At 73.3% G+C, this 19515-nt stretch carries 13 protein-coding genes; 7 read left to right on the top strand and 6 right to left on the bottom strand.

The features are described 5' to 3' along the window. Positions 1-76: 76 nt before the first annotated feature. From ACFZCD_RS12220 to ACFZCD_RS12210, 3 genes are all read right to left on the bottom strand, one after another. A complete protein-coding gene (locus tag ACFZCD_RS12220) occupies positions 77-2863 on the bottom strand; it encodes a M4 family metallopeptidase (RefSeq protein ID WP_391830355.1) in 2787 nt (928 codons plus the stop codon). A 222-nt stretch (positions 2864-3085) separates the two neighbouring features. Beyond that, the gene (gene lon, locus ACFZCD_RS12215) at positions 3086-5494 is read right to left on the bottom strand and encodes an endopeptidase La (RefSeq protein ID WP_391829745.1); all 2409 of its coding nucleotides are present in this window, start codon (positions 5492-5494) and stop codon (positions 3086-3088) included. Positions 5495-5583: 89 nt separating this feature from the next. Continuing rightward, complete coding sequence (locus tag ACFZCD_RS12210) at positions 5584-6378, bottom strand: rhomboid-like protein (protein WP_391829744.1); 795 nt, start codon at positions 6376-6378, stop codon at positions 5584-5586. Between the two features lie 195 nt (positions 6379-6573). Here ACFZCD_RS12210 and ACFZCD_RS12205 point away from each other — a divergent pair, with 195 nt between their 5' ends. The 5 genes from ACFZCD_RS12205 to ACFZCD_RS12185 all read left to right on the top strand — a co-directional run bounded on the left by ACFZCD_RS12205 (position 6574) and on the right by ACFZCD_RS12185 (position 13669). Further along, a complete protein-coding gene (locus ACFZCD_RS12205; protein WP_391829743.1) occupies positions 6574-7290 on the top strand; it encodes a spermidine synthase in 717 nt (238 codons plus the stop codon). 92 nt (positions 7291-7382) lie between these two features. Then, on the top strand, positions 7383-8120 hold the full coding sequence (locus ACFZCD_RS12200) for a response regulator transcription factor (protein ID WP_391829742.1): 738 nt from the start codon (positions 7383-7385) through the stop codon (positions 8118-8120). Positions 8121-8133: 13 nt separating this feature from the next. Then, positions 8134-9324 carry an ATP-binding protein gene (locus ACFZCD_RS12195; protein WP_391829741.1) on the top strand — a complete coding sequence of 397 codons (1191 nt, stop codon included), beginning with the start codon at positions 8134-8136 and terminating at the stop codon, positions 9322-9324. Between the two features lie 240 nt (positions 9325-9564). Continuing rightward, positions 9565-13362 carry a multifunctional oxoglutarate decarboxylase/oxoglutarate dehydrogenase thiamine pyrophosphate-binding subunit/dihydrolipoyllysine-residue succinyltransferase subunit gene (locus ACFZCD_RS12190; RefSeq protein ID WP_391829740.1) on the top strand — a complete coding sequence of 1266 codons (3798 nt, stop codon included), beginning with the start codon at positions 9565-9567 and terminating at the stop codon, positions 13360-13362. 127 nt (positions 13363-13489) lie between these two features. Further along, positions 13490-13669, top strand: coding sequence for a DUF6104 family protein (locus ACFZCD_RS12185; protein WP_004937694.1), 180 nt, complete (start codon positions 13490-13492; stop codon positions 13667-13669). 100 nt (positions 13670-13769) lie between these two features. On the opposite strand, the gene ACFZCD_RS12180 is transcribed toward ACFZCD_RS12185, so the two are convergent. Continuing rightward, entirely contained in the window at positions 13770-14588 is an 819-nt protein-coding gene (locus ACFZCD_RS12180; RefSeq protein ID WP_391829739.1) for a hypothetical protein, read from the bottom strand. 131 nt (positions 14589-14719) lie between these two features. Here ACFZCD_RS12180 and ACFZCD_RS12175 point away from each other — a divergent pair, with 131 nt between their 5' ends. Together ACFZCD_RS12175 and ACFZCD_RS12170 are read left to right on the top strand one after the other, a co-directional pair. Then, entirely contained in the window at positions 14720-15619 is a 900-nt protein-coding gene (locus ACFZCD_RS12175) for a DUF4097 domain-containing protein (protein ID WP_391829738.1), read from the top strand. Then, positions 15619-16575 (top strand): helix-turn-helix transcriptional regulator, encoded by a 957-nt coding sequence (locus tag ACFZCD_RS12170; protein WP_391829737.1) that lies wholly within the window; start codon positions 15619-15621, stop codon positions 16573-16575. Before ACFZCD_RS12175 ends, ACFZCD_RS12170 begins: the two co-directional genes overlap by 1 nt. Positions 16576-16852: 277 nt before the next feature. Here ACFZCD_RS12170 and ACFZCD_RS12165 read toward each other — a convergent pair whose 3' ends face one another. Continuing rightward, positions 16853-18304 carry a cellulase family glycosylhydrolase gene (locus ACFZCD_RS12165; protein ID WP_391829736.1) on the bottom strand — a complete coding sequence of 484 codons (1452 nt, stop codon included), beginning with the start codon at positions 18302-18304 and terminating at the stop codon, positions 16853-16855. A 7-nt stretch (positions 18305-18311) separates the two neighbouring features. Then, the gene (locus ACFZCD_RS12160) at positions 18312-19274 is read right to left on the bottom strand and encodes a zinc-binding dehydrogenase (RefSeq protein ID WP_391829735.1); all 963 of its coding nucleotides are present in this window, start codon (positions 19272-19274) and stop codon (positions 18312-18314) included. Positions 19275-19515 lie beyond the last annotated feature (241 nt).

Below are 19515 nucleotides of genomic sequence, written 5' to 3'. Positions count from 1 at the left end.
GGCGGCCCCAGGAAACGCCGGGCCCCCGGCACATCGGCGCCGGGGGCCCGGTCCTGCCGCGCTTCGGGCGGACCGGTCAGCCGCAGGTGCCCGCCGGGCGGGTGCGGGTGACCAGGTCGGTGGAGCCGGTGGTGCCGTCGGTCCACACCACCTGCTTGCCGCCGGCCGCGGCCGGCGAGGACTGCTCGCCGCGGTTGCACGAGACGCGCGCCCGGGAGGAGCCGTCGGCCGCGAACTGCCACAGCTTCGGCAGCGACTCGTTGCGGAGGTCGGTGCCGGGCAGCGCGGCGGTGACCGTCACCGCGCTCTCCGAGGCGGTCAGCTCGGTGGCGTGGAGCGCGCCGGCGCCCTTCTCCGGGCTGAGGTCCGTGACGCCGGTGCCGTCGAGCTTGGCACGCCGGACGGCGACCTGGCCCTCGTCCCCGGACGTCTCGTCCGCCAGCCAGAAGACGGCGGTCGCGCTGATGCCGGTCTGCCCGACGGACTCGGGCTTGCCGAGCTGCCCCATCAGCGTCTTCGCACCAGTCCTGAGGTCCAGCACCTCGGTGCCGACGCGGTAGTCCTCGCCCTCGGGGTACACCTTCGCGTACGCGATCCTGTCGCCGCTCAGCGACGGCAGGGCCGTCACCACCTCGCCCCGGCCGGCGTCCACCCAGGTGGGCTGCTTGTCACCGGTGCGGAGGTAGCCGACGTGCCGGCCGCCGAGGGGGTCGGCGGTGTCGATGACGACCGTGCCGCCCTCGACGCGCACGCCGTAGACCGTGGCGGTGGAGGACCCGTACAGCTTCTTGACCGGGCCGCCGGCGAGGGGCCGGCTCAGGACGTCCGTGCCGGCGTTCCCGTAGGCGACCCACGCGACGGTCTTGCCGTCGGTCGCCGGGGAGACGTGGTAGCGGCCGTCGTTGGGGCTGATGAGCTTCGGGGAGCCGCTGCCGTCGGTGCGGCCGGCCCAGACGGAGTACGCCTCGGACCCGTCGTCGTTCGACCGGGAGGCGGCCCACCAGCCGCCGCCCGCGCCCGCGCCCGTGGCGGTCGTGTTGAGCTTGGCCGACAGCAGGTCGGTGTCGACGCCGAGGGCCAGCTCCCAGTTGGGCACGACGCCGTGGGCGCTGAAGGAGCGCTGGACGGCGTTGAGGTCCTTGCCGGAGACGCCGAGCGCCCTGGCGGCGGCGATCACCGCGTCACGGCCCTCGGTGAAGCCGTCCAGGGGCGTCATGTACTCGGACAGCGCCTTGTAGACGATCTTGTCGGCGAGGGTGCGGCCGACGTCCTCGCGGATGTCCCACAGGGCGCCCGAGAAGATCGTGGAGTTGAGGTGCACGCCGCCGTTGTCCGTGCCGAAGCCCACGCCGAGGAAGCTCTTCGACGTGGTGCGGCCGTCGTTGAGGTCGCGGAAGGCGCACTGCCGCGGGGTCTTCGACCGGCACAGGTTGCCGCCCAGCAGGCCGGCGTCCGGGTCGTCCATGGACATGCCGGCGGCGTCGACGGCGATGGCGTTGCCGAAGTAGTCGGCGAGCGCCTCGTTGAGGGCGCCCGACTGGCCCGCGTAGACGAGGTTGGCGGTGTGCTCGACGACGCCGTGGGTCATCTCGTGGCCGACGACGTCGAGGTCGGCGGAGAGCGTCTTGTACTCCTTGTCGCCTCCCCCGTACACCATCTTGGTGCCGTCCCAGAAGGCGTTGACGTACGTGGCGCCGAACTCGGTGACGCCGACGAGGGAGTTGATGGCCATGCCGCGGCCGTCGAGGCTGTCGCGGCCGTGGACCTTCTTGTAGTAGTCGTAGACCTTGCCCGCCGCCCAGTGGGCGTCGACGGCGCCGGCCTCCGTGGCCTCCTGGCCGAAGGAGGGCGTCGGGGAGCCGAACTCCTTGATGCCGTCCGGCCAGCGGCCGTTGACCGCGTCGACGTCCTTGCCGCGCGCGTCCCAGGTGGAGATCACGCTCTTGCTGGAGTCCCACATCCGCGCGTAGTCCGTCATGACGTACTCGTTGCGGGCGGTGTCCTTGTACAGGCCGAGCTCGACGGTCGTCCCGTCGTACTTGACGCCGGAGCCGGTGATGCCGGGGCTGAGCGGGCCGGCGGCGGCGCGGGCGGCGGCCTCGGACGGGCCGGCCGCGGCACCGCGGGCACGCGCCCGCAGCTCGTCCGCGCCGGTGCCGAAGGTCTTGATGCCGCTGTACTGCAGCACCGGGTAGCCGGCCTTGGCGTCGATGTAGACCTCGCGCAGCACGGGGTGCCCGGTGGCCGGGTCGGTGCCGCGCACGGTGACGTGCTGGGTGAGGACGCCGGGTCCCTTGGGGACGACGACGAGGCCGCGCGCGGTGCCGGTGAGCTTTGGGGCGGACTGCGTGGCGGCGCCCTGCGCGCGGGCGGCGTCGCCCTTGCCGAGCCGGTGGCCGGCGAGGTCGCGGAGGGTCGCGGCGACGGCCCGCTCGACGGCGAGCTTCTCGCCGACCTCGGCGCGGGTGTCCGCCTTCAGGCCGGTGAAGTACTTGCCGGAGGTGCCGGTGACGACGCGCTTGCCGCCCTTGTGCTCCATCCGCACGACGTACTGGCCGCCGAGGACGTCGACCCCGCCGTGCTTCTGCTGCAGCCGTACGGTCTCGGTCGCACCCTTGCTGAGCGTCTGTACGGGCTTCAGGTCGCGGGCCGGCTCGGCGATGCGGTAGCGGTCTCGCTTGGCGGCGAGGTGGCCGCGGGCGGCGTCGGCGGCGCTGCCGGAGGCCGCGGCGGCCTCGCGGATGCCGTCCACCAGGGCCGGGGTGGAGGTGCCCTTGCCCGGAATCACCTCCGCGGGGCCGCCGTTGCCGCCGCCCGCCGCCTGGGCGGGGGCCGCGGTGACGAAAAGCGCGGCGGCACTGATCAGTGCCGCCGCGCCCGGTATCCCGCTGGTGCTGGTCGCTCTTCTCTTGCCGGTGACTCTTCCCGCTCTGCGTAAACGTGCGTCGGTCCTGCGCACAGTTCCCCCTCCGGGTGTGACTGGTCAGTCAGCGGAGCATGGTCAGGGACATGCAACCGGCGGGGTTCGCGACCGTCAACGGGGCAAAGGGGGCACCCCGGTTCCGGCTCGTTACGCCGGCACCGCTTACGCCGCCACCGCGACCCCGGCCTCCGTCCCGGCCGGCTGCAGCGCCAGCTCCAGGACCCGGCGGACGTCGGAGACCGGGTGGACGTCGAGCTTCTCCAGGACCTCGGCCGGCACGTCGTCCAGGTCCGCCTCGTTCCGCTTCGGGATGATCACCGTCGTCACGCCGGCCCGGTGCGCCGCCAGGAGCTTCTGCTTGACGCCGCCGATCGGCAGGACCCGGCCCGTCAGGGAGACCTCGCCGGTCATGGCCACGTCCGGGCGCACCCGGCGGCCCGACAGGAGCGACGCCAGCGCCGTCGTCATCGTGATGCCCGCGCTCGGGCCGTCCTTCGGGACGGCGCCCGCCGGGACGTGGAGGTGGATGCCGCGGTCCTTGAAGTCGCCGACGGGCAGCTCGAGTTCGGCGCCGTGCGAGCGCAGGAAGGACAGGGCGATCTGCGCCGACTCCTTCATCACGTCACCCAGCTGGCCGGTCAGGGTCAGGCCCGCGCCACCGGTCTCCGGGTCGGCCAGCGACGCCTCGACGAACAGGACGTCGCCGCCCGCGCCGGTGACCGCGAGCCCGGTGGCGACGCCCGGGACGGCCGTGCGCCGCTCGGCCGGGTCCTGGGCGGACTCCGGGGTGTGGTGCGGCCGGCCGATCAGCGGGCGCAGCTGGTCCGCGCCGATGACGAACGGCAGTTCCTGCTCGCCCAGTTCGTGCTTGGCCGCCACCTTGCGGAGCAGCCGGGCCACGGACCGTTCCAGGTTCCGCACGCCGGCCTCGCGCGTGTACTCGCCGGCGAGCCGGCGCAGGGCGTCGTCCCCGATCGTGACCTCGCCGGGCTCCAGGCCGGCGCGCTCCAGCTGCCGGGGCAGCAGGTGGTCGCGGGCGATGACGACCTTCTCGTCCTCGGTGTAGCCGTCGAGGCGGACGAGCTCCATGCGGTCCAGGAGGGGCTCCGGGATGGCCTCCAGGACGTTGGCCGTCGCCAGGAAGACGACGTCGGAGAGGTCGAGTTCGACCTCCAGGTAGTGGTCGCGGAAGGTGTGGTTCTGGGCCGGGTCGAGGACCTCCAGGAGGGCGGCGGCCGGGTCGCCGCGGAAGTCGGAGCCCACCTTGTCGATCTCGTCGAGCAGGACGACCGGGTTCATGGAGCCGGCCTCCTTGACCGCCCGGACGATCCGGCCGGGCAGTGCGCCGACGTACGTGCGCCGGTGGCCGCGGATCTCCGCCTCGTCGCGGACGCCGCCGAGCGCCACGCGGACGAACTTCCGGCCCATCGCCCGGGCCACCGACTCGCCGAGCGACGTCTTGCCCACGCCGGGCGGGCCGACGAGCGCGAGCACCGCTCCCCCGCGCCGCCCTCCGACGACGCCCAGCCCCCGGTCGGTGCGCCGCTTGCGCACCGCCAGGTATTCGGTGATCCGTTCCTTGACGTCCTCCAGGCCCGCGTGGTCCGCGTCGAGGACGGACTTGGCGCCGGGGATGTCGTAGGCGTCCTCGGTGTGCTCGTTCCAGGGCATCTCCAGGACGGTGTCGAGCCAGGTGCGGATCCAGCCGCTCTCGGGGCTCTGGTCGGAGGCCCGCTCCAGCTTGCCGACCTCCTTGAGGGCCGCCTCGCGGACCTTCTCCGGGAGGGCGGCGGCCTCGACGCGGGCGCGGTAGTCGTCCGACTCGTTCTCCGGGTCGCCGTTGAGCTCGGCGAGCTCCTTGCGGACGGCCTCCAGCTGGCGGCGCAGCAGGAACTCGCGCTGCTGCTTGTCGACGCCTTCCTGGACGTCCTTGGCGATGGACTCGGCGACGTCCTGTTCGGCGAGGTGCTCGCCGAGCCAGCCGACGGCGAGCTTGAGCCGGGCCACGGGGTCGGCGGTCTCCAGGAGCTCGACGCGCTGCTGGACGGTGAGGAAGGGCGAGTAGCCGGAGTTGTCGGCGAGCTGGCCCACGTCCTCGATCTGCTGGACGCGGTCGACGACCTGCCAGGCGCCGCGCTTGCGGAGCCAGCTGGTGGCGAGCGCCTTGTACTCCTTCACGAGCTCGGCGACGGCGCCGGGCAGCGGGTCCGGCGCGCTCTCCTCCATGGGGGTGCCTTCGACCCACAGGGCGGCCCCGGGCCCGGTCGTCCCGGCGCCGATGCGCACGCGGCGGAGGCCGCGGATGAGCGCGCCGGGGTCGCCGCTGCCGGAGAGCCGCCCGACTTGCTCGACGCTGCCGAGGGTGCCGACGCCCGCGTAGGTCCCGTCGACGCGCGGCACGAGCAGCACCAGCGGCTTGCCGCCCCCGTCGCGCTCGGCGGCCTGGGCGGCCTCGACCGCGGCCCGCACCTCGGTGTCGGACAGGTCGAGGGGCACCACCATGCCGGGCAGGACGACCTCGTCGTCGAGGGGCAGCACGGGCAGGGTGAGCGGTGTGGACATCGAAGCCATGATCTCCCCTTAGGCAGGCAAGTTGAGCTACGCAGACTCAATGCTTGCCGGGCTTCCGATGTTCCCAGCCCTGTGTTCGCTCTGAGCGATCAGCGGGGTGCCCGGCCCGCGGCGACGGGCTCTTCGTCCCGGCCCTCCGCGGCGCGCGGGCCGGCGACCGGGAGCGGGACCGGCACGGCCGCGTCCACCGGTTCGGCGGCACGCGCCGCGGGCCCCTTGTCGCGCAGCAGCCCCCAGCACGCCATGCCGGTCAGCAGGGCGATGGGGTGGCCCCAGCTGGCGAGGGGGTCGGCGAACTCGACGAGGTCCTGGGCGCACATCAGGAAGGCGAGGGCCAGGACGGTCCGCTTCGCGCGCTGCCCCAGCAGCCCGGCGAGGGCGCCCGTGCAGGCCATCACGCCGAAGCTGATGCCGTAGTCGAGGCGGTGCAGGGAGGCCTCGGGCAGCTGCCCGGCGGCCACGGCGCCCGCGACGGGCAGTTCCGTGGCGAGGGTGGCCAGGACGTGGCCGAGGAGGAAGACCCCGGCGGTACGGGCGCCACCGGTGCGGCGCTCCAGGGCGGAGACGACGAGGACGAAGAGGATCCCGTACAGCGAGTACAGGCCGCCGGCTATCCACAGGGCGCTCGCCAGCAGGACGACGAGGGGCTGCTCCGCCAGGTGCGCGGCGTCGGTGCTGGAATCCCGCAGGAGCTGATTGACGGTGGCCTCGTCGCCGAGGTCCGCGTAGACGGCGGTGGCCAGCAGGACCAGTCCGTAGCAGAACGTGAAGGGGGTGCCGAGGGGCGTCGGCAGGGCCCGCAGGATCCGGCCGGGCGTCAGGGCCCGGAGCACCCGCCGCGCCCGCGCGGGGGGCGGGCCGTCGTCGGGGTCCACCACACTCACTCGGCCAAGCCCCTTCCTCGCGGGGTCCCTCGCGGCACCCGGCGGAGCGAAAAGCGGTCCCGCTCCGGCTCCCTCCGACATTAAGGTCCATCGAGGGCAGGCAAATCAACCGCGGTCCGTGACTCCGGTCACGGCCCTCAACCCCGCATGCGCCTGCCGCGTCCGCCGAGTACCGACCGACCCGGAGGCCCGCCCGTGACCACCCTCCAGCGCGACCCGTACGACGGCACCGCCGGCCGGCCCGTCACCCTGGACCGCCGGGAGGGCCCGTACGGCGAGGTCGTCCTGCGCCGCCGGGAGGCCGGGGGGCGCGCCGTCCACGAGATCATCGCGAACGGCTGCTTCCTGATGGACACCTCCGACGGCCGCTCGGAACGGCTGCTCGTGGACGCCGCGCTGGCCGCCCTCCCCGCGGACCGCCCGGAGCCGGCCGTCCTCATCGGCGGGCTCGGCGTCGGGTTCTCGCTCGCCCGCGCCGCGGAGGAGCCCCGCTGGGGACGGATCACCGTCGTCGAGCGGGAGCCCGCGGTCATCGGCTGGCACCGCTCCGGGCCGCTCGGGGAGATCTCGGCCGGGGCGCTGGCGGACCCCCGGGCGGAGATCGTGGAGGACGACCTCCTCCGCCACGTCCGCACGGCCCCGGTCCGCTACGACGCCCTGTGCCTGGACATCGACAACGGCCCCGACTGGACGGTCACGGAGAGCAACGACAGCCTCTACTCCCCCGCGGGCCTCGCGGCCTGCCGGGAGCGCCTGACGCCCGGCGGCGTGCTCGCCGTGTGGTCGGCCCGGCCGTCCGCCCGGTTCGAGCGAGCCCTCCGGAATGCCGGGTTCGAAGCGGTACGGACCGAAGAGATCGCGGTTGCCCGGGGCGTACCGGACGTAGTGCACCTCGCGCAACGTGCCGCGTAGCCGTCGCCCGCCACCTGCCCGTACCCTGCTTGCCACAGCTGCTGAAGCCGGCAAGGAACGACGCGACGGAAGACGCTAGGGGCGGGGCGCGCATGGACCAGACACACATCGGCCCGAACGGTGCCGCAGCCTCCGCCGGGGCGCAGCGCCGCGTGCTGGTGGTCGAGGACGACCGGACCATCGTGGACGCCATCGCGGCCCGGCTGCGGGCCGAGGGCTTCCAGGTCCGCACGGCGGGCGACGGGCCGGCGGCCGTCGACACCGCCGAGGCGTGGCAGCCCGACCTGCTGGTGCTCGACGTCATGCTGCCGGGCTTCGACGGCCTGGAGGTGTGCCGGCGGGTGCAGGCGCAGCGGCCGGTGCCCGTCCTGATGCTCACCGCGCGTGACGACGAGACGGACATGCTGGTGGGTCTGGGCGTCGGCGCCGACGACTACATGACCAAGCCGTTCTCGATGCGGGAGCTGGCGGCCCGGGTGCACGTGCTGCTGCGGCGCGTGGAGCGGGCGGCGCTGGCCGCGCACACCCCGCGCAGCGGCATCCTGCGGCTGGGCGAGCTGGAGATCGACCACGCGCAGCGGCGGGTCCGGGTCAGGGGCGCGGACGTGCACCTGACGCCGACCGAGTTCGACCTGCTGGTGTGCCTGGCGAACACGCCGCGCGCCGTCCTCTCCCGCGAGCAGCTGCTCGCGGAGGTGTGGGACTGGGCGGACGCGTCGGGCACCCGTACGGTCGACAGCCACATCAAGGCGCTCCGCCGGAAGATCGGCGCGGAGCGGATCCGCACGGTGCACGGCGTGGGTTATGCGCTGGAGACCCCGGCGGCATGACCGGGCGCAGAGCATGACCGACAGCACGGCCGGCCCACGGGGCGGCACGGGCCAGGGCCTGGCGCGTGCCGCGGGCTCCGGCAGGCGGTCCCGCGAGGGCGACCGCGGCCGGGACGGCCTCCCGGCGGCGGGCCTCGGCGGGCGGGTCTGGGAGGCGCTGCGGCCCCTGGATCCCTACCGGTCGGTGAAGGCGGCGCTCGGCGCCCTCGTCATCGGCTCGGTGGTGATAACGACCTTCCTGGTGTTCGTCGCGATCCACTCGGCGACCGAGCTCCGGGTGATCACCGTTTTCTCGATCATCGCCTCGCTGCTGATAACGCAGTTCGTCGCACAGGGCCTGACCGCGCCGCTGGACGAGATGACCGAGGTCACCCGGGCGATGGCGCAGGGTGACTACACGCGCCGGGTGGGCGCCGGGCGGCGGGACGAGTTCGGGCACCTGGCGAACGCCTTCAACCGCATGGCGGCCGACCTGGAGGCGGTGGACACCCACCGCAAGGAGCTCGTCGCCAACGTCTCGCACGAGCTGCGGACCCCGATCGCGGGCCTGCGGGCGGTGCTGGAGAACGTGGTGGACGGCGTGTCGGCCGCCGACCCGGAGACGATGCGGACGGCGCTGCGCCAGACGGAGCGGCTCGGCCGGCTGGTGGACCAGCTGCTGGACCTGTCCCGGCTGGACAACGGGGTCGTGCCGCTGCACGCGCGCCGCTTCGAGGTGTGGCCGTACCTGGCGGGCGTCCTGAAGGAGGCGAGCATGGCCAACGGCTCCGGCTCCTCCCCGCACGCCCGCAAGGACGTGCACCTGCACCTGGACGTGTCCCCGCCGGAGCTGACGGCCCACGCGGACGCGGAGCGGCTGCACCAGGTGGTGGCGAACCTGGTGGACAACGCCGTGAAGCACAGCCCGCCGCACGGCCGGGTCACGGTCCGGGCCCGGCGGGGCGAGGGGCCGCAGTCGCTGGCGCTGGAGGTGCTGGACGAGGGCCCGGGCATCCCCGAGGCGGAGCGGCACCGGGTCTTCGAGCGGTTCAACCGGGGCGGCTCGGGCCAGCAGGGTCCGGGCACCGACGGCGGTACGGGGCTGGGCCTGGCGATCGCCCGGTGGGCGGTGGACCTGCACGGGGGGTCCATCGGAGTGGCCGAATCACCTCGCGGATGCCGCATCCAGGTCACTCTTCCAGGCGTACCCCGAGATCAATGTTGACGTATGGTCGATGGCGGAGGCACACATTCGAGGGAGTGTGGGGCGCGCTTGAGCGAACCCTGAGACCCTCGGGACCTGCAGAACCTCGTGTGTTTCCCGCCAAGTCATGCCTCGAAACCCCCGAGTGAATGTGACTTGCGCGACTGCTGGCCCGGGTGGCCTGCATCAACCCTGCAGACAGGCGTAGCCTTTATTCCCGCTGTCCATCACCTTGTGAAGCGGAAGAGGGCGGTTGCCGCCGTGTCGCCACAGTCCCCCAACACCTCGAGCATCTCGACCGACCAAGACGGGCAGGGCAAGAGCCCTGCAGACGTATTCGGTCCCAATGAGTGGCTCGTCGACGAGATCTACCAGCAGTACCTCCAGGACCCGAACTCGGTCGACCGAGCCTGGTGGGACTTCTTCGCCGACTACAAGCCCGGTACTGCCGCGGCCGCGCCACCGCAGGAAGTGATCGAGGCCGCGGGCGGCCCGGCACCGGCTGCGGCGCCCGCGGCCCCGGCCGCTGCCGCCCCTGCGGCCCCGGCCGCTCCGGCCGCCGCACCCCCCGCCGCTCCGGCCGCTCCGGCCGCTGCTGCGGCCGCCCCGGCCCCGGCGCCCGCGAAGCCCGCGGCCGCCAAGCCCGCCGCGAAGCCCGCGGCCGCCGCCAAGCCGGCCGAGCCGGCCGCCGGCCCCGAGTACGTCACGCTCCGTGGCCCCTCGGCCGCCGTCGCGAAGAACATGAACGCCTCGCTGGAGCTGCCGACGGCCACGTCCGTCCGCGCCGTCCCGGTGAAGCTGCTGTTCGACCAGCGCATCGTGATCAACAATCACCTGAAGCGCGCCCGCGGCGGCAAGGTCTCCTTCACGCACCTCATCGGCTTCGCCATGGTGCAGGCGCTGAAGCTCATGCCGTCGATGAACTACTCCTTCACGGAGAAGGACGGCAAGCCGACCCTCGTCAAGCCCGAGCACGTCAACCTCGGCCTGGCGATCGACCTGGTCAAGCCGAACGGCGACCGGCAGCTGGTGGTCGCGGCCATCAAGAAGGCCGAGACGCTGAACTTCTTCGAGTTCTGGCAGGCCTACGAGGACATCGTCCGCCGCGCCCGCGTCGGCAAGCTGACGATGGACGACTTCACCGGCGTCACCGCGTCGCTGACCAACCCCGGCGGCATCGGCACGGTCCACTCCGTGCCGCGTCTGATGCCCGGCCAGGGTCTGATCCTCGGCGTCGGCGCCATGGACTACCCCGCCGAGTTCCAGGGCACGTCTCAGGACACCCTGAACAAGATGGGCATCTCCAAGGTGATGACCCTCACCTCGACGTACGACCACCGGGTGATCCAGGGCGCCGCCTCCGGCGAGTTCCTGCGGATCATGGCCCAGCTGCTGCTGGGCGAGAACGGTTTCTACGACGAGATCTTCGAGGCGCTGCGCATCCCCTACGAGCCGGTCCGCTGGCTCAAGGACATCGACGCCTCGCACGACGACGACGTCACCAAGGCCGCCCGCGTCTTCGAGCTGATCCACTCCTACCGGGTCCGCGGCCACGTCATGGCCGACACCGACCCGCTGGAGTACCGCCAGCGCAAGCACCCCGACCTCGACATCACCGAGCACGGCCTCACCCTGTGGGACCTCGAGCGCGAGTTCGCGGTCGGCGGCTTCGCCGGCAAGTCCATGATGAAGCTGCGCGACATCCTCGGCGTGCTGCGCGACTCGTACTGCCGCACCACCGGCATCGAGTTCATGCACATCCAGGACCCCAAGCAGCGCAAGTGGATCCAGGACCGGGTCGAGCGCGGCCACGCCAAGCCGGAGCGCGAGGAGCAGCTGCGCATCCTGCGCCGGCTGAACGCCGCCGAGGCCTTCGAGACCTTCCTGCAGACGAAGTACGTCGGCCAGAAGCGGTTCTCCCTGGAGGGCGGCGAGTCCGTCATCCCGCTGCTGGACGCCGTGCTGGACGCGGCCGCCGAGTCGCGCCTGGACGAGGTCGTCATCGGCATGGCCCACCGCGGCCGCCTCAACGTCCTCGCCAACATCGTCGGCAAGTCGTACGCCCAGATCTTCCGCGAGTTCGAGGGCAACCTCGACCCGAAGTCGATGCACGGCTCCGGCGACGTGAAGTACCACCTGGGCGCGGAGGGCACCTTCACGGGCCTGGACGGCGAGCAGATCAAGGTCTCGCTGGCCGCCAACCCGTCCCACCTGGAGACCGTCGACCCGGTCGTCGAGGGCATCGCCCGCGCCAAGCAGGACATCATCGGCAAGGCGGGCACGGACTTCACCGTCCTGCCGGTCCAGCTGCACGGCGACGCGGCCTTCGCGGGCCAGGGCGTCGTCGCGGAGACGCTGAACATGTCGCAGCTGCGCGGCTACCGCACCGGCGGCACCGTGCACATCGTCATCAACAACCAGGTCGGCTTCACCGCGCCGCCGGAGTCCTCGCGCTCGTCGATGTACTGCACCGACGTCGCCCGGATGATCGAGGCGCCGATCTTCCACGTGAACGGTGACGACCCGGAGGCCGTGGTCCGCGTCGCGCGGCTCGCCTTCGAGTTCCGCCAGGCGTTCAACAAGGACGTCGTCATCGACCTGATCTGCTACCGCCGCCGGGGCCACAACGAGTCGGACAACCCCTCGTTCACCCAGCCGCTGATGTACGACCTGATCGACAAGAAGCGCTCGGTGCGCAAGCTCTACACCGAGTCCCTCATCGGTCGCGGCGACATCACCCTGGAAGAGGCCGAGCAGGCCCTGCAGGACTACCAGGGCCAGCTGGAGAAGGTCTTCGTCGAGGTCCGCGACGCCGATGCGGCCGCGACCCCCGCCGAGGTCCCGGCCCCGCCGCAGAGCGGCTTCCCGGTCGCGGTGAACACCGGCATCTCCCAGGAGGTCCTCAAGCGGATCGCCGAGTCGCAGGTCACCACCCCGGAGAACGTCACGGTGCACCCGCGCCTGGTGCCGCAGCTGCAGCGCCGCGCCGCCAGCATCGAGGACGGCACGATCGACTGGGGCATGGGCGAGACCCTCGCCTTCGGCTCGCTGCTGATGGAGGGCACCCCGGTCCGCCTCGCGGGCCAGGACTCCCGCCGCGGCACCTTCGGCCAGCGCCACGCGGTGCTCGTCGACCGCGAGACCGGCGAGGACTACACCCCGCTGCTCTACCTGTCCGAGGACCAGGCCCGCTTCAACGTCTACGACTCGCTCCTCAGCGAGTACGCGGCGATGGGCTTCGAGTACGGCTACTCGCTGGCCCGCCCGGACGCGCTGGTGCTGTGGGAGGCCCAGTTCGGTGACTTCGTCAACGGCGCCCAGTCCGTCATCGACGAGTTCATCTCCTCCTCCGAGCAGAAGTGGGGCCAGACCTCCGGCGTCACGCTGCTGCTGCCGCACGGCTACGAGGGCCAGGGCCCGGACCACTCCTCGGCCCGCATCGAGCGGTTCCTGCAGCTCTGCGCGCAGGACAACATGACGGTCGCCATGCCGACGCTGCCGTCGAACTACTTCCACCTGCTGCGCTGGCAGGTCCACAACCCGCACCACAAGCCGCTGATCGTCTTCACCCCGAAGTCGATGCTGCGTCTGAAGGCCGCGGCGTCGAAGGCGGAGGAGTTCACGAGCGGCCAGTTCCGTCCGGTCATCGGTGACGACACGGTCGCCGCGGCGGACGTCCGCAAGGTCGTCTTCTGCTCCGGCAAGGTCTACTACGACCTGGCCGCCGAGCGGGCGAAGCGCGGCGCGAACGACACGGCCCTCGTCCGCATCGAGCGCCTGTACCCGCTGCCGGGTGCGGAGCTCCAGGCCGAGATCGCCAAGTTCCCGAACGCCGAGAAGTACATCTGGGCGCAGGAGGAGCCGGCGAACCAGGGTGCGTGGCCGTTCATCGCGCTGAACCTGATCGACCACCTGGACCTGGCGGTCGGCGCCGACATCCCGGCCCGCGAGCGGCTGCGGCGGATCTCCCGCCCGCACTCCTCCTCGCCGGCGGTCGGCTCGGCCAAGCGTCACCAGGTCGAGCAGCAGACGCTGATCAACGAGGTGTTCGACGCCTGAGTCGCCTGAGCCGCCTTCTGTAAGGGCCGGGCCCCCACCGCCGAGAGGCGGTGGGGGCCCGGCCCTTTCCGGTGCCCGCCCGCCTATCCTTGGCCTGACCACGAACAAGAGACTGACGGAGCGAACGTTGTACTTCACCGACCGCGGCATCGAGGAGCTGGAGAACCGGCGGGGCGAGGAGGAGGTCACGCTCGGCTGGGTGGCCGAGCAGCTGCGCACCTTCGTCGACCTGAACCCGGACTTCGAAGTGCCGGTGGAGCGGCTGGCGACGTGGCTGGCCCGCCTGGACGACGAGGACGACGAGTAGTTTTTCGAAACGCGGGGCGCCGCGCCGCGTAACGCGGTACCGCGCCCCGGAAGGGGCGCGGGGAACTGCGCGACAAGCCGCCACCGGCCCGCTGGGGAGGTCAGTCCCGGCCCCGCCACCAGTCGTAAGCGAGCGTCAACGCACCGTCCGCGAGAAGCGTGACCCCCGCAGCTGTCACACCCCGCCGCCCGCGCCGCCGCCCCCAGAGGGCCAAGGCGGCCCCCGCCACAACCTCCCCCGCGCCCAGCGCCCGCGCCCGCGGCCCCCGCGTCCACGCGCCGAGCCGGCCGCCGTCCGCCGCCTCGAACCCGGCCCGTACCGCCTCGCGCCAGCCGGGCCAGTCGACGGCCTCGGCGGCGGGGAGCGCGCCCGCGGAGGCGCGCAGGCCGTCGGCCGGGACGCCCGGGGCGAGGCCGGGCGGCAGGTGCAGGCCCGTCCGGGAGAGGACCGCGATCAGCCCGCGGAGCCGGGCGGCGGCGTCGGCGTCCGCGTCGGGCCGGGTGAGCCCGTCGAGCGCGGCCCCGTCCAGGACCGGGTCGAGGCCGGTGCGGGCCCGCAGCGCGGTCATGGCCGCCTCCTCGCCGAACGGGGTGCCGTCGGCGAGCCACGCGTACCCCGCGGTGCGGCGGAAGCCCGCCGCGACGACGAATCCCGCCCCGCTCGCGTCCCACCACAGACCCACGACCGGCCACGGCTCGGCGACGGCGAGCGCGTGGGCCCAGCCGGCGGTGGCCGTGGCCAGGCCGGTGCCCTCCGTGCGCCAGGAGTCCTCGCCGGGGATCAGCGCGCTCCAGCCCTCCCCGGCCGGGACCAGGAGGAGCGGTTCGTTCAGGAGCTGGGCGGAGGGCCGGACGCGCTCGGGCTCGGCCCGGCAGAGCAGCAGGACACCCGCCGTGCGGCTGTGATCAGTAGCGGACATGCGACCACGCTATGCCAAGGACGGGCGCTTGACTTCGCCCGACCGCGATATATCGTGTTTCACGGAAGACGCGATAGGTTGCGTCTCGTCCGCCAGTGCGCCGTCGCCCGGCGCAGGAGGGGGTTGCCGCCATGCCCGCAGGGTCCGAGTGGTCGCTGTCCGCGACGGAGAGTCCGGAAAAGATCGTCTTCGACGGGCCGGTCACCGAGCTCACCGTGAGCGTCGTGAACGGCACGGTCAACGTCGTCGGTACGGACGGCGGCCCGGCCCGCCTGGAGCTGACGGCCCTCGACGGCCCGCCGCTGAAGGTCGTCCTGCGGGGCGGCGAGCTGACCGTCGGCTACGAGGACCTGCGGAAGGGGTCCTTCTTCAGCCGGCTCTCCCGGAAGACGTGGAACCGCTCGGCCGACGTGACCCTGGCCGTCCCCGCGTCCGCCGACGTCCGGGTCAGCGCCGTCGGGGCGAGCACCGTGGTCTCCGGCATCGCGGGCCGCACGAAGGTCACGGGGGTCTCCGGCGACACGACGCTCGTCGGCCTCACCGGCGACGTCTGCACGGAGACGGTCTCGGGCCGGGTGGAGGCCCAGCGCCTCACCGGCGACGTGCGCTGCAACGGCGTCTCCGGCGACCTCACGCTCGTCGAGTGCTCGGGCGGCCGGATCAAGGCCGACTCCGTCAGCGGCACCACGGTGATCGACCTGGCCCCGGCCGCCCCGGTCGTCGACCTGGCGGTCACCTCCGTCTCGGGCGAGGTCGCCGTCCGGCTGCCGTCCTCGGCGGACGCGACGGTGGACGCGGGCACGACCGTCGGCCCGGTGTCGTGCTCCTTCCCGGAGCTGCGGATCCGGGACCAGTTCGGCGCGCGGAACATCAGCGGCCGGCTCGGCGAGGGCCGCGGCACGATCAAGGTCACCAGCGTCTCCGGCGCCGTCGCGCTGCTGCACGGGCCGGACGCCGACGACTGGGCGGACGGTGACGACGCCGCCCCCGGTGCGCCCGCCGGCGCCCGCGACCAGGGAAAGGTCCTCTGATGCCCCCCGTCTTCGCCCACGGCCGGCTCCGCCTCTACCTGCTCAAGCTGCTCGACGAGGCGCCCCGCCACGGCTACGAGATCATCCGGCTGCTGGAGGAGCGCTTCCAGGGCCTGTACGCCCCGTCCGCCGGCACGGTCTACCCGCGTCTGGCCAAGCTGGAGGCCGAGGGCCTCGTCACGCACACCACCGAGGGCGGCCGCAAGGTCTACGCCATCACCGCCGCGGGCCGCGCCGAGCTCGCCGGCCGGCAGGGCGAACTGGCCGAGCTGGAGCTGGAGATCCGCGAGTCCGTCGCCGCGCTCGCGGCCGACATCCGCGAGGACGTCCGGGGCGCCGCGGGCGACCTCCGGCGCCAGATGCGCGAGGCCGCCCGGCAGAACCGCTCGTCCGGGGACAAGAACTCCTTCGACAGCGCGAAGGAGGACTTCCGCCGGGCGAAGGAGGAGTGGAAGGAGCAGGCCCGGCGGGCGAAGGAGGAGAGCCGGCGCGCCCGCCAGGACGCCCAGCAGGCCCGCCACCAGGCGCAGGAGGCCCAGGAGCGGGCCCGCGAGGAGGTCCGGCGCATGACCGAGCGGGTCCAGGAGCAGGTCCAGGAGTCGCTGCGGCGCGGGGACTGGCAGACGGGCCTCGCCGAGGGCGTCAGCGCCCTGGCCAAGGAGTTCGGGGCCTTCGCGGCCCGCACGACCGCCACGGCGCCGGCCCCGGAAGGGCCGGAGCGGCGGGAGGAGCGGCGGGAGGAGCCGCGGCCGCAGCAGCCGGAATGGGCCGAGGCGGCCGACGCCCTCTCCAAGGACCCGGCCCGCGACCTCGACCGCCTCCTCGACCGCTTCCGCGACGACATCCGCGACGCGGCCCGCGACCACGGCGTGACCACCGCCCAGCTCACCGAGTCCCGCCGCCACCTGGCGGATGCGGCGGCCCGCATCACGGCCCTGCTGCGCCCGGGAGGCTGATATGCCCACAGGATCCACGGCGTGGTGGCTGGCCCGCCTGTTACCACCGACCACCCGGCGCGCTTCCGCTAGCCGCGGGTAAGGCCTCGGCGGACGCCCCGGACAACCGAGGGGCACGCCGGCTACGGCACCGGCACGCACCGCCGGCTGCAGAACCGCACCTCAGCGGGCCGGCCAGGGCCTCCGGGCCGGGGCATTTCTTCCGCCGCAACGGCGAGAAACCACCACGGCGCTCCCCGGCGGTGCCGGGCCGAGCCGCAGCTCAGGCAGCCAGGGTCTAGCCCGGAGTCACCGTCACCCCGGCCTCCGCCGGGCCGCCGGCCCGGACGGTCGGCCGCAAGCGGACGAGCGCCCGCTCCCCCGGCCTCACCCGCGCCGTGTCCGCCCGCACCGGACCGTTCACCGTGACGCGCCAGCCGCGCGCCGCCGGCGGGAGGGACAGCTCGGTCACGCCTCCGCGCGCCGGCACGTACGTGAGCCGGTAGACCGACGAGCCCGCCTCGTACGACGCCCCCCGCACCGTCCCGGCGACGGCGCCCGCGTACGGTTCCGCCGTCCTCGGCTTGTTGGGCCGGAAGCGGCCCCGCTCGTCCACCGCGCAGTACCCGCCGCCGTAGCACCACTGCCAGCTCGCCCAGCCCGACGCGTACCGGCTCATGGAGGTGAGGGCGTCCTCGTAGAAGCGCGCCATGTTCGGCAGGGAACTGTTCAGCGGGCCCCATTCGCCGATCACGACCGGGACGCGCTGCGCCCGCGGGTAGGCGACGACGGCCGCCTCGTAGGCGGGGAGCCAGCCCGACGCGGGATCGTAGTCGCGGCCCGCCTCCATCGCGGCGTTGTAGAAGTGCGGGGCGTAGACGACCGCGGGGTCGCGGATGCGGCCGAGGCCGGTGGGGACGCCCTCGCCGGCCGCCGGGGTGGGTTCGACGAACAGCCGGTGGCGGCGGTCGACGCGCCGGATCGCGTCGGCCATCCGCTGGTACATGGGCGTGAGCTGCGTCGCCTCGATGCGGCGGGCCGCGTCGGGGATGCTCTCGCCCTCCAGGAGCCGGCCCATCGGCTCGTTGATCAGGTCGTAGCCGTAGACGGCCGGATGGTGGGCGACCCTGGCGGCCAGCACCTGCCACATCCGGGCCTGGGCGCGGCGCAGGTCCTCGTCCTCGTAGAGGTGCTGGAAGGCGGCCTGGACGGCGGGCTCGAAGTATTCGGCGAACCAGTCGTCCGGGTGGGTCCGGTAGGGCAGGCCGTCGGTGCGGGTGGCCCAGGCGGGGATGCCGCGGTGGCTTCCGAAGGCGGGGCCGTAGACGTCCTGGTGGGCGTCGATCACGACGTGGATGCGGTGTTTGGCCGCCCAGTCCAGCACGCGTTCGATCTTGTCGAGGTAGCGCTCGCTGTAGTGGCCGGGCCGGGGTTCGAGATCGTCCCAGAAGACCGCGAGGCGGGCGAAGTTGAAGCCCTGCGCGGCCATGTCGCGCAGGGAGCGCTCGGTGATGTCCGCGAGGGCTTCGTCGCCGCGGTGGTCCTTGTCGGCGAGGTTCCAGCCGCGGAGGGTGAGGGTGCGGCCCTGGTCGTCGGTGAGGGGCGGGATGTCCGGACCCGCTGGACCCGCCGGGCCGCCGCGGCCCGCAGGGCTGCCGGTGCGGGCCTCCGCGGCCGGCCCCGGCACCACGAGCGCCAGGACCGCGGCTACGGCGAGGAACGCCGCCTTGCGCAAGCGTCTCTTCGGCATCCGCCGTTCATACCGTCAGGACGACCTTGCCGAACAGATCGCCACCGGCCATCTTCTCGAACCCCTCGCGGGCCCGGTCCAGCGGCAGCACCGTGTCGATGACGGGCCGTACGCCGCGCGTCGCGCAGAAGCTCAGCAGGTCCGCCAGCTCCTCCTTGGAGCCCATGGTCGAGCCGACGACCTTGAGCTCCAGGAAGAAGATGCGGTTGAGCTCGGCGGCCGGCGGGTTCGGCCCGCTGGTCGCGCCGGAGATCACGAGCGTGCCGCCGGGGTTGAGGGACTTGACCGAGTGCGACCACGTCGCGGCGCCGACCGTCTCGATGACGGCGTCCACCCGGTGCGGCAGGCGCGCCCCCGGCTCGAACACCCCCTCGGCACCGAGCTCCAGGGCGCGCTCGCGCTTGGCCGCGTCCCGGCTGGTCGCGAAGACCCGCAGGCCGGCCGCGGCGCCGAGGGCGATCGCGGCGGTGGCGACGCCGCCGCCGGCGCCCTGCACGAGGACGCTCTGGCCGGGGCGGACGTCCGCGTTGGTGAACAGCATGCGGTACGCGGTGAGCCACGCGGTCGGCAGGCAGGCCGCCTCCTCGTAGCTGAGCTCCTTGGGCTTGGGCAGCACGTTCCACGCGGGCACGGCGACGCGCTCGGCGAAGGTGCCCTGGTAGCGCTCGGTGAGGATGGAGCGCGGCTCGCGCGGGCCCACGCCGTGGCCGGTCTGGCCGATGACGGAGTGGACGACGACGTCGTTGCCGTACTCGTCGACGCCGGCGGCGTCACAGCCGAGGATCATCGGCAGGGACTCCTCGCCGATCCCGACGCCGCGCAGCGACCACAGGTCGTGGTGGTTGAGGGACGCGGCCTTGACGTGGACGACGGTCCATCCGGGGGGCGCTTCCGGTTCGGGGCGCTGCCCCAACTCGAGTCCGTCGAGCGGCTGGTCACGGTTGATGCGTGCGGCGTAGGCGGCGAACATGATCCGAACCTAGCCGCGCCGCCTGCCGGGCGGAACCTCGCCGCGATGTGACACGCACCGCGCCGTCCGTTCCGTCCGGAAGCCGCCGTCGCCGTGGCCGTATCCGGACGCGGCACGGCTGTGGCGGGCGTGTCCGGACACGGCACGGCGGGCCGGACCGCGATGGGTCCGGCCCGCCGGGACTGCCGTCGGCGCGGACCCGCGGACGGCTCAGGTCCGCGGATCGGCGCAGGTGCGCGGA

The sequence above is a fragment of the Streptomyces sp. NPDC008001 genome (genome assembly GCF_042958085.1).
Lineage (GTDB): Bacteria > Actinomycetota > Actinomycetes > Streptomycetales > Streptomycetaceae > Streptomyces.
Note: the sequence above shows the minus strand (reverse complement) of the source record. Positions and strands in the feature narration are given on the sequence as shown.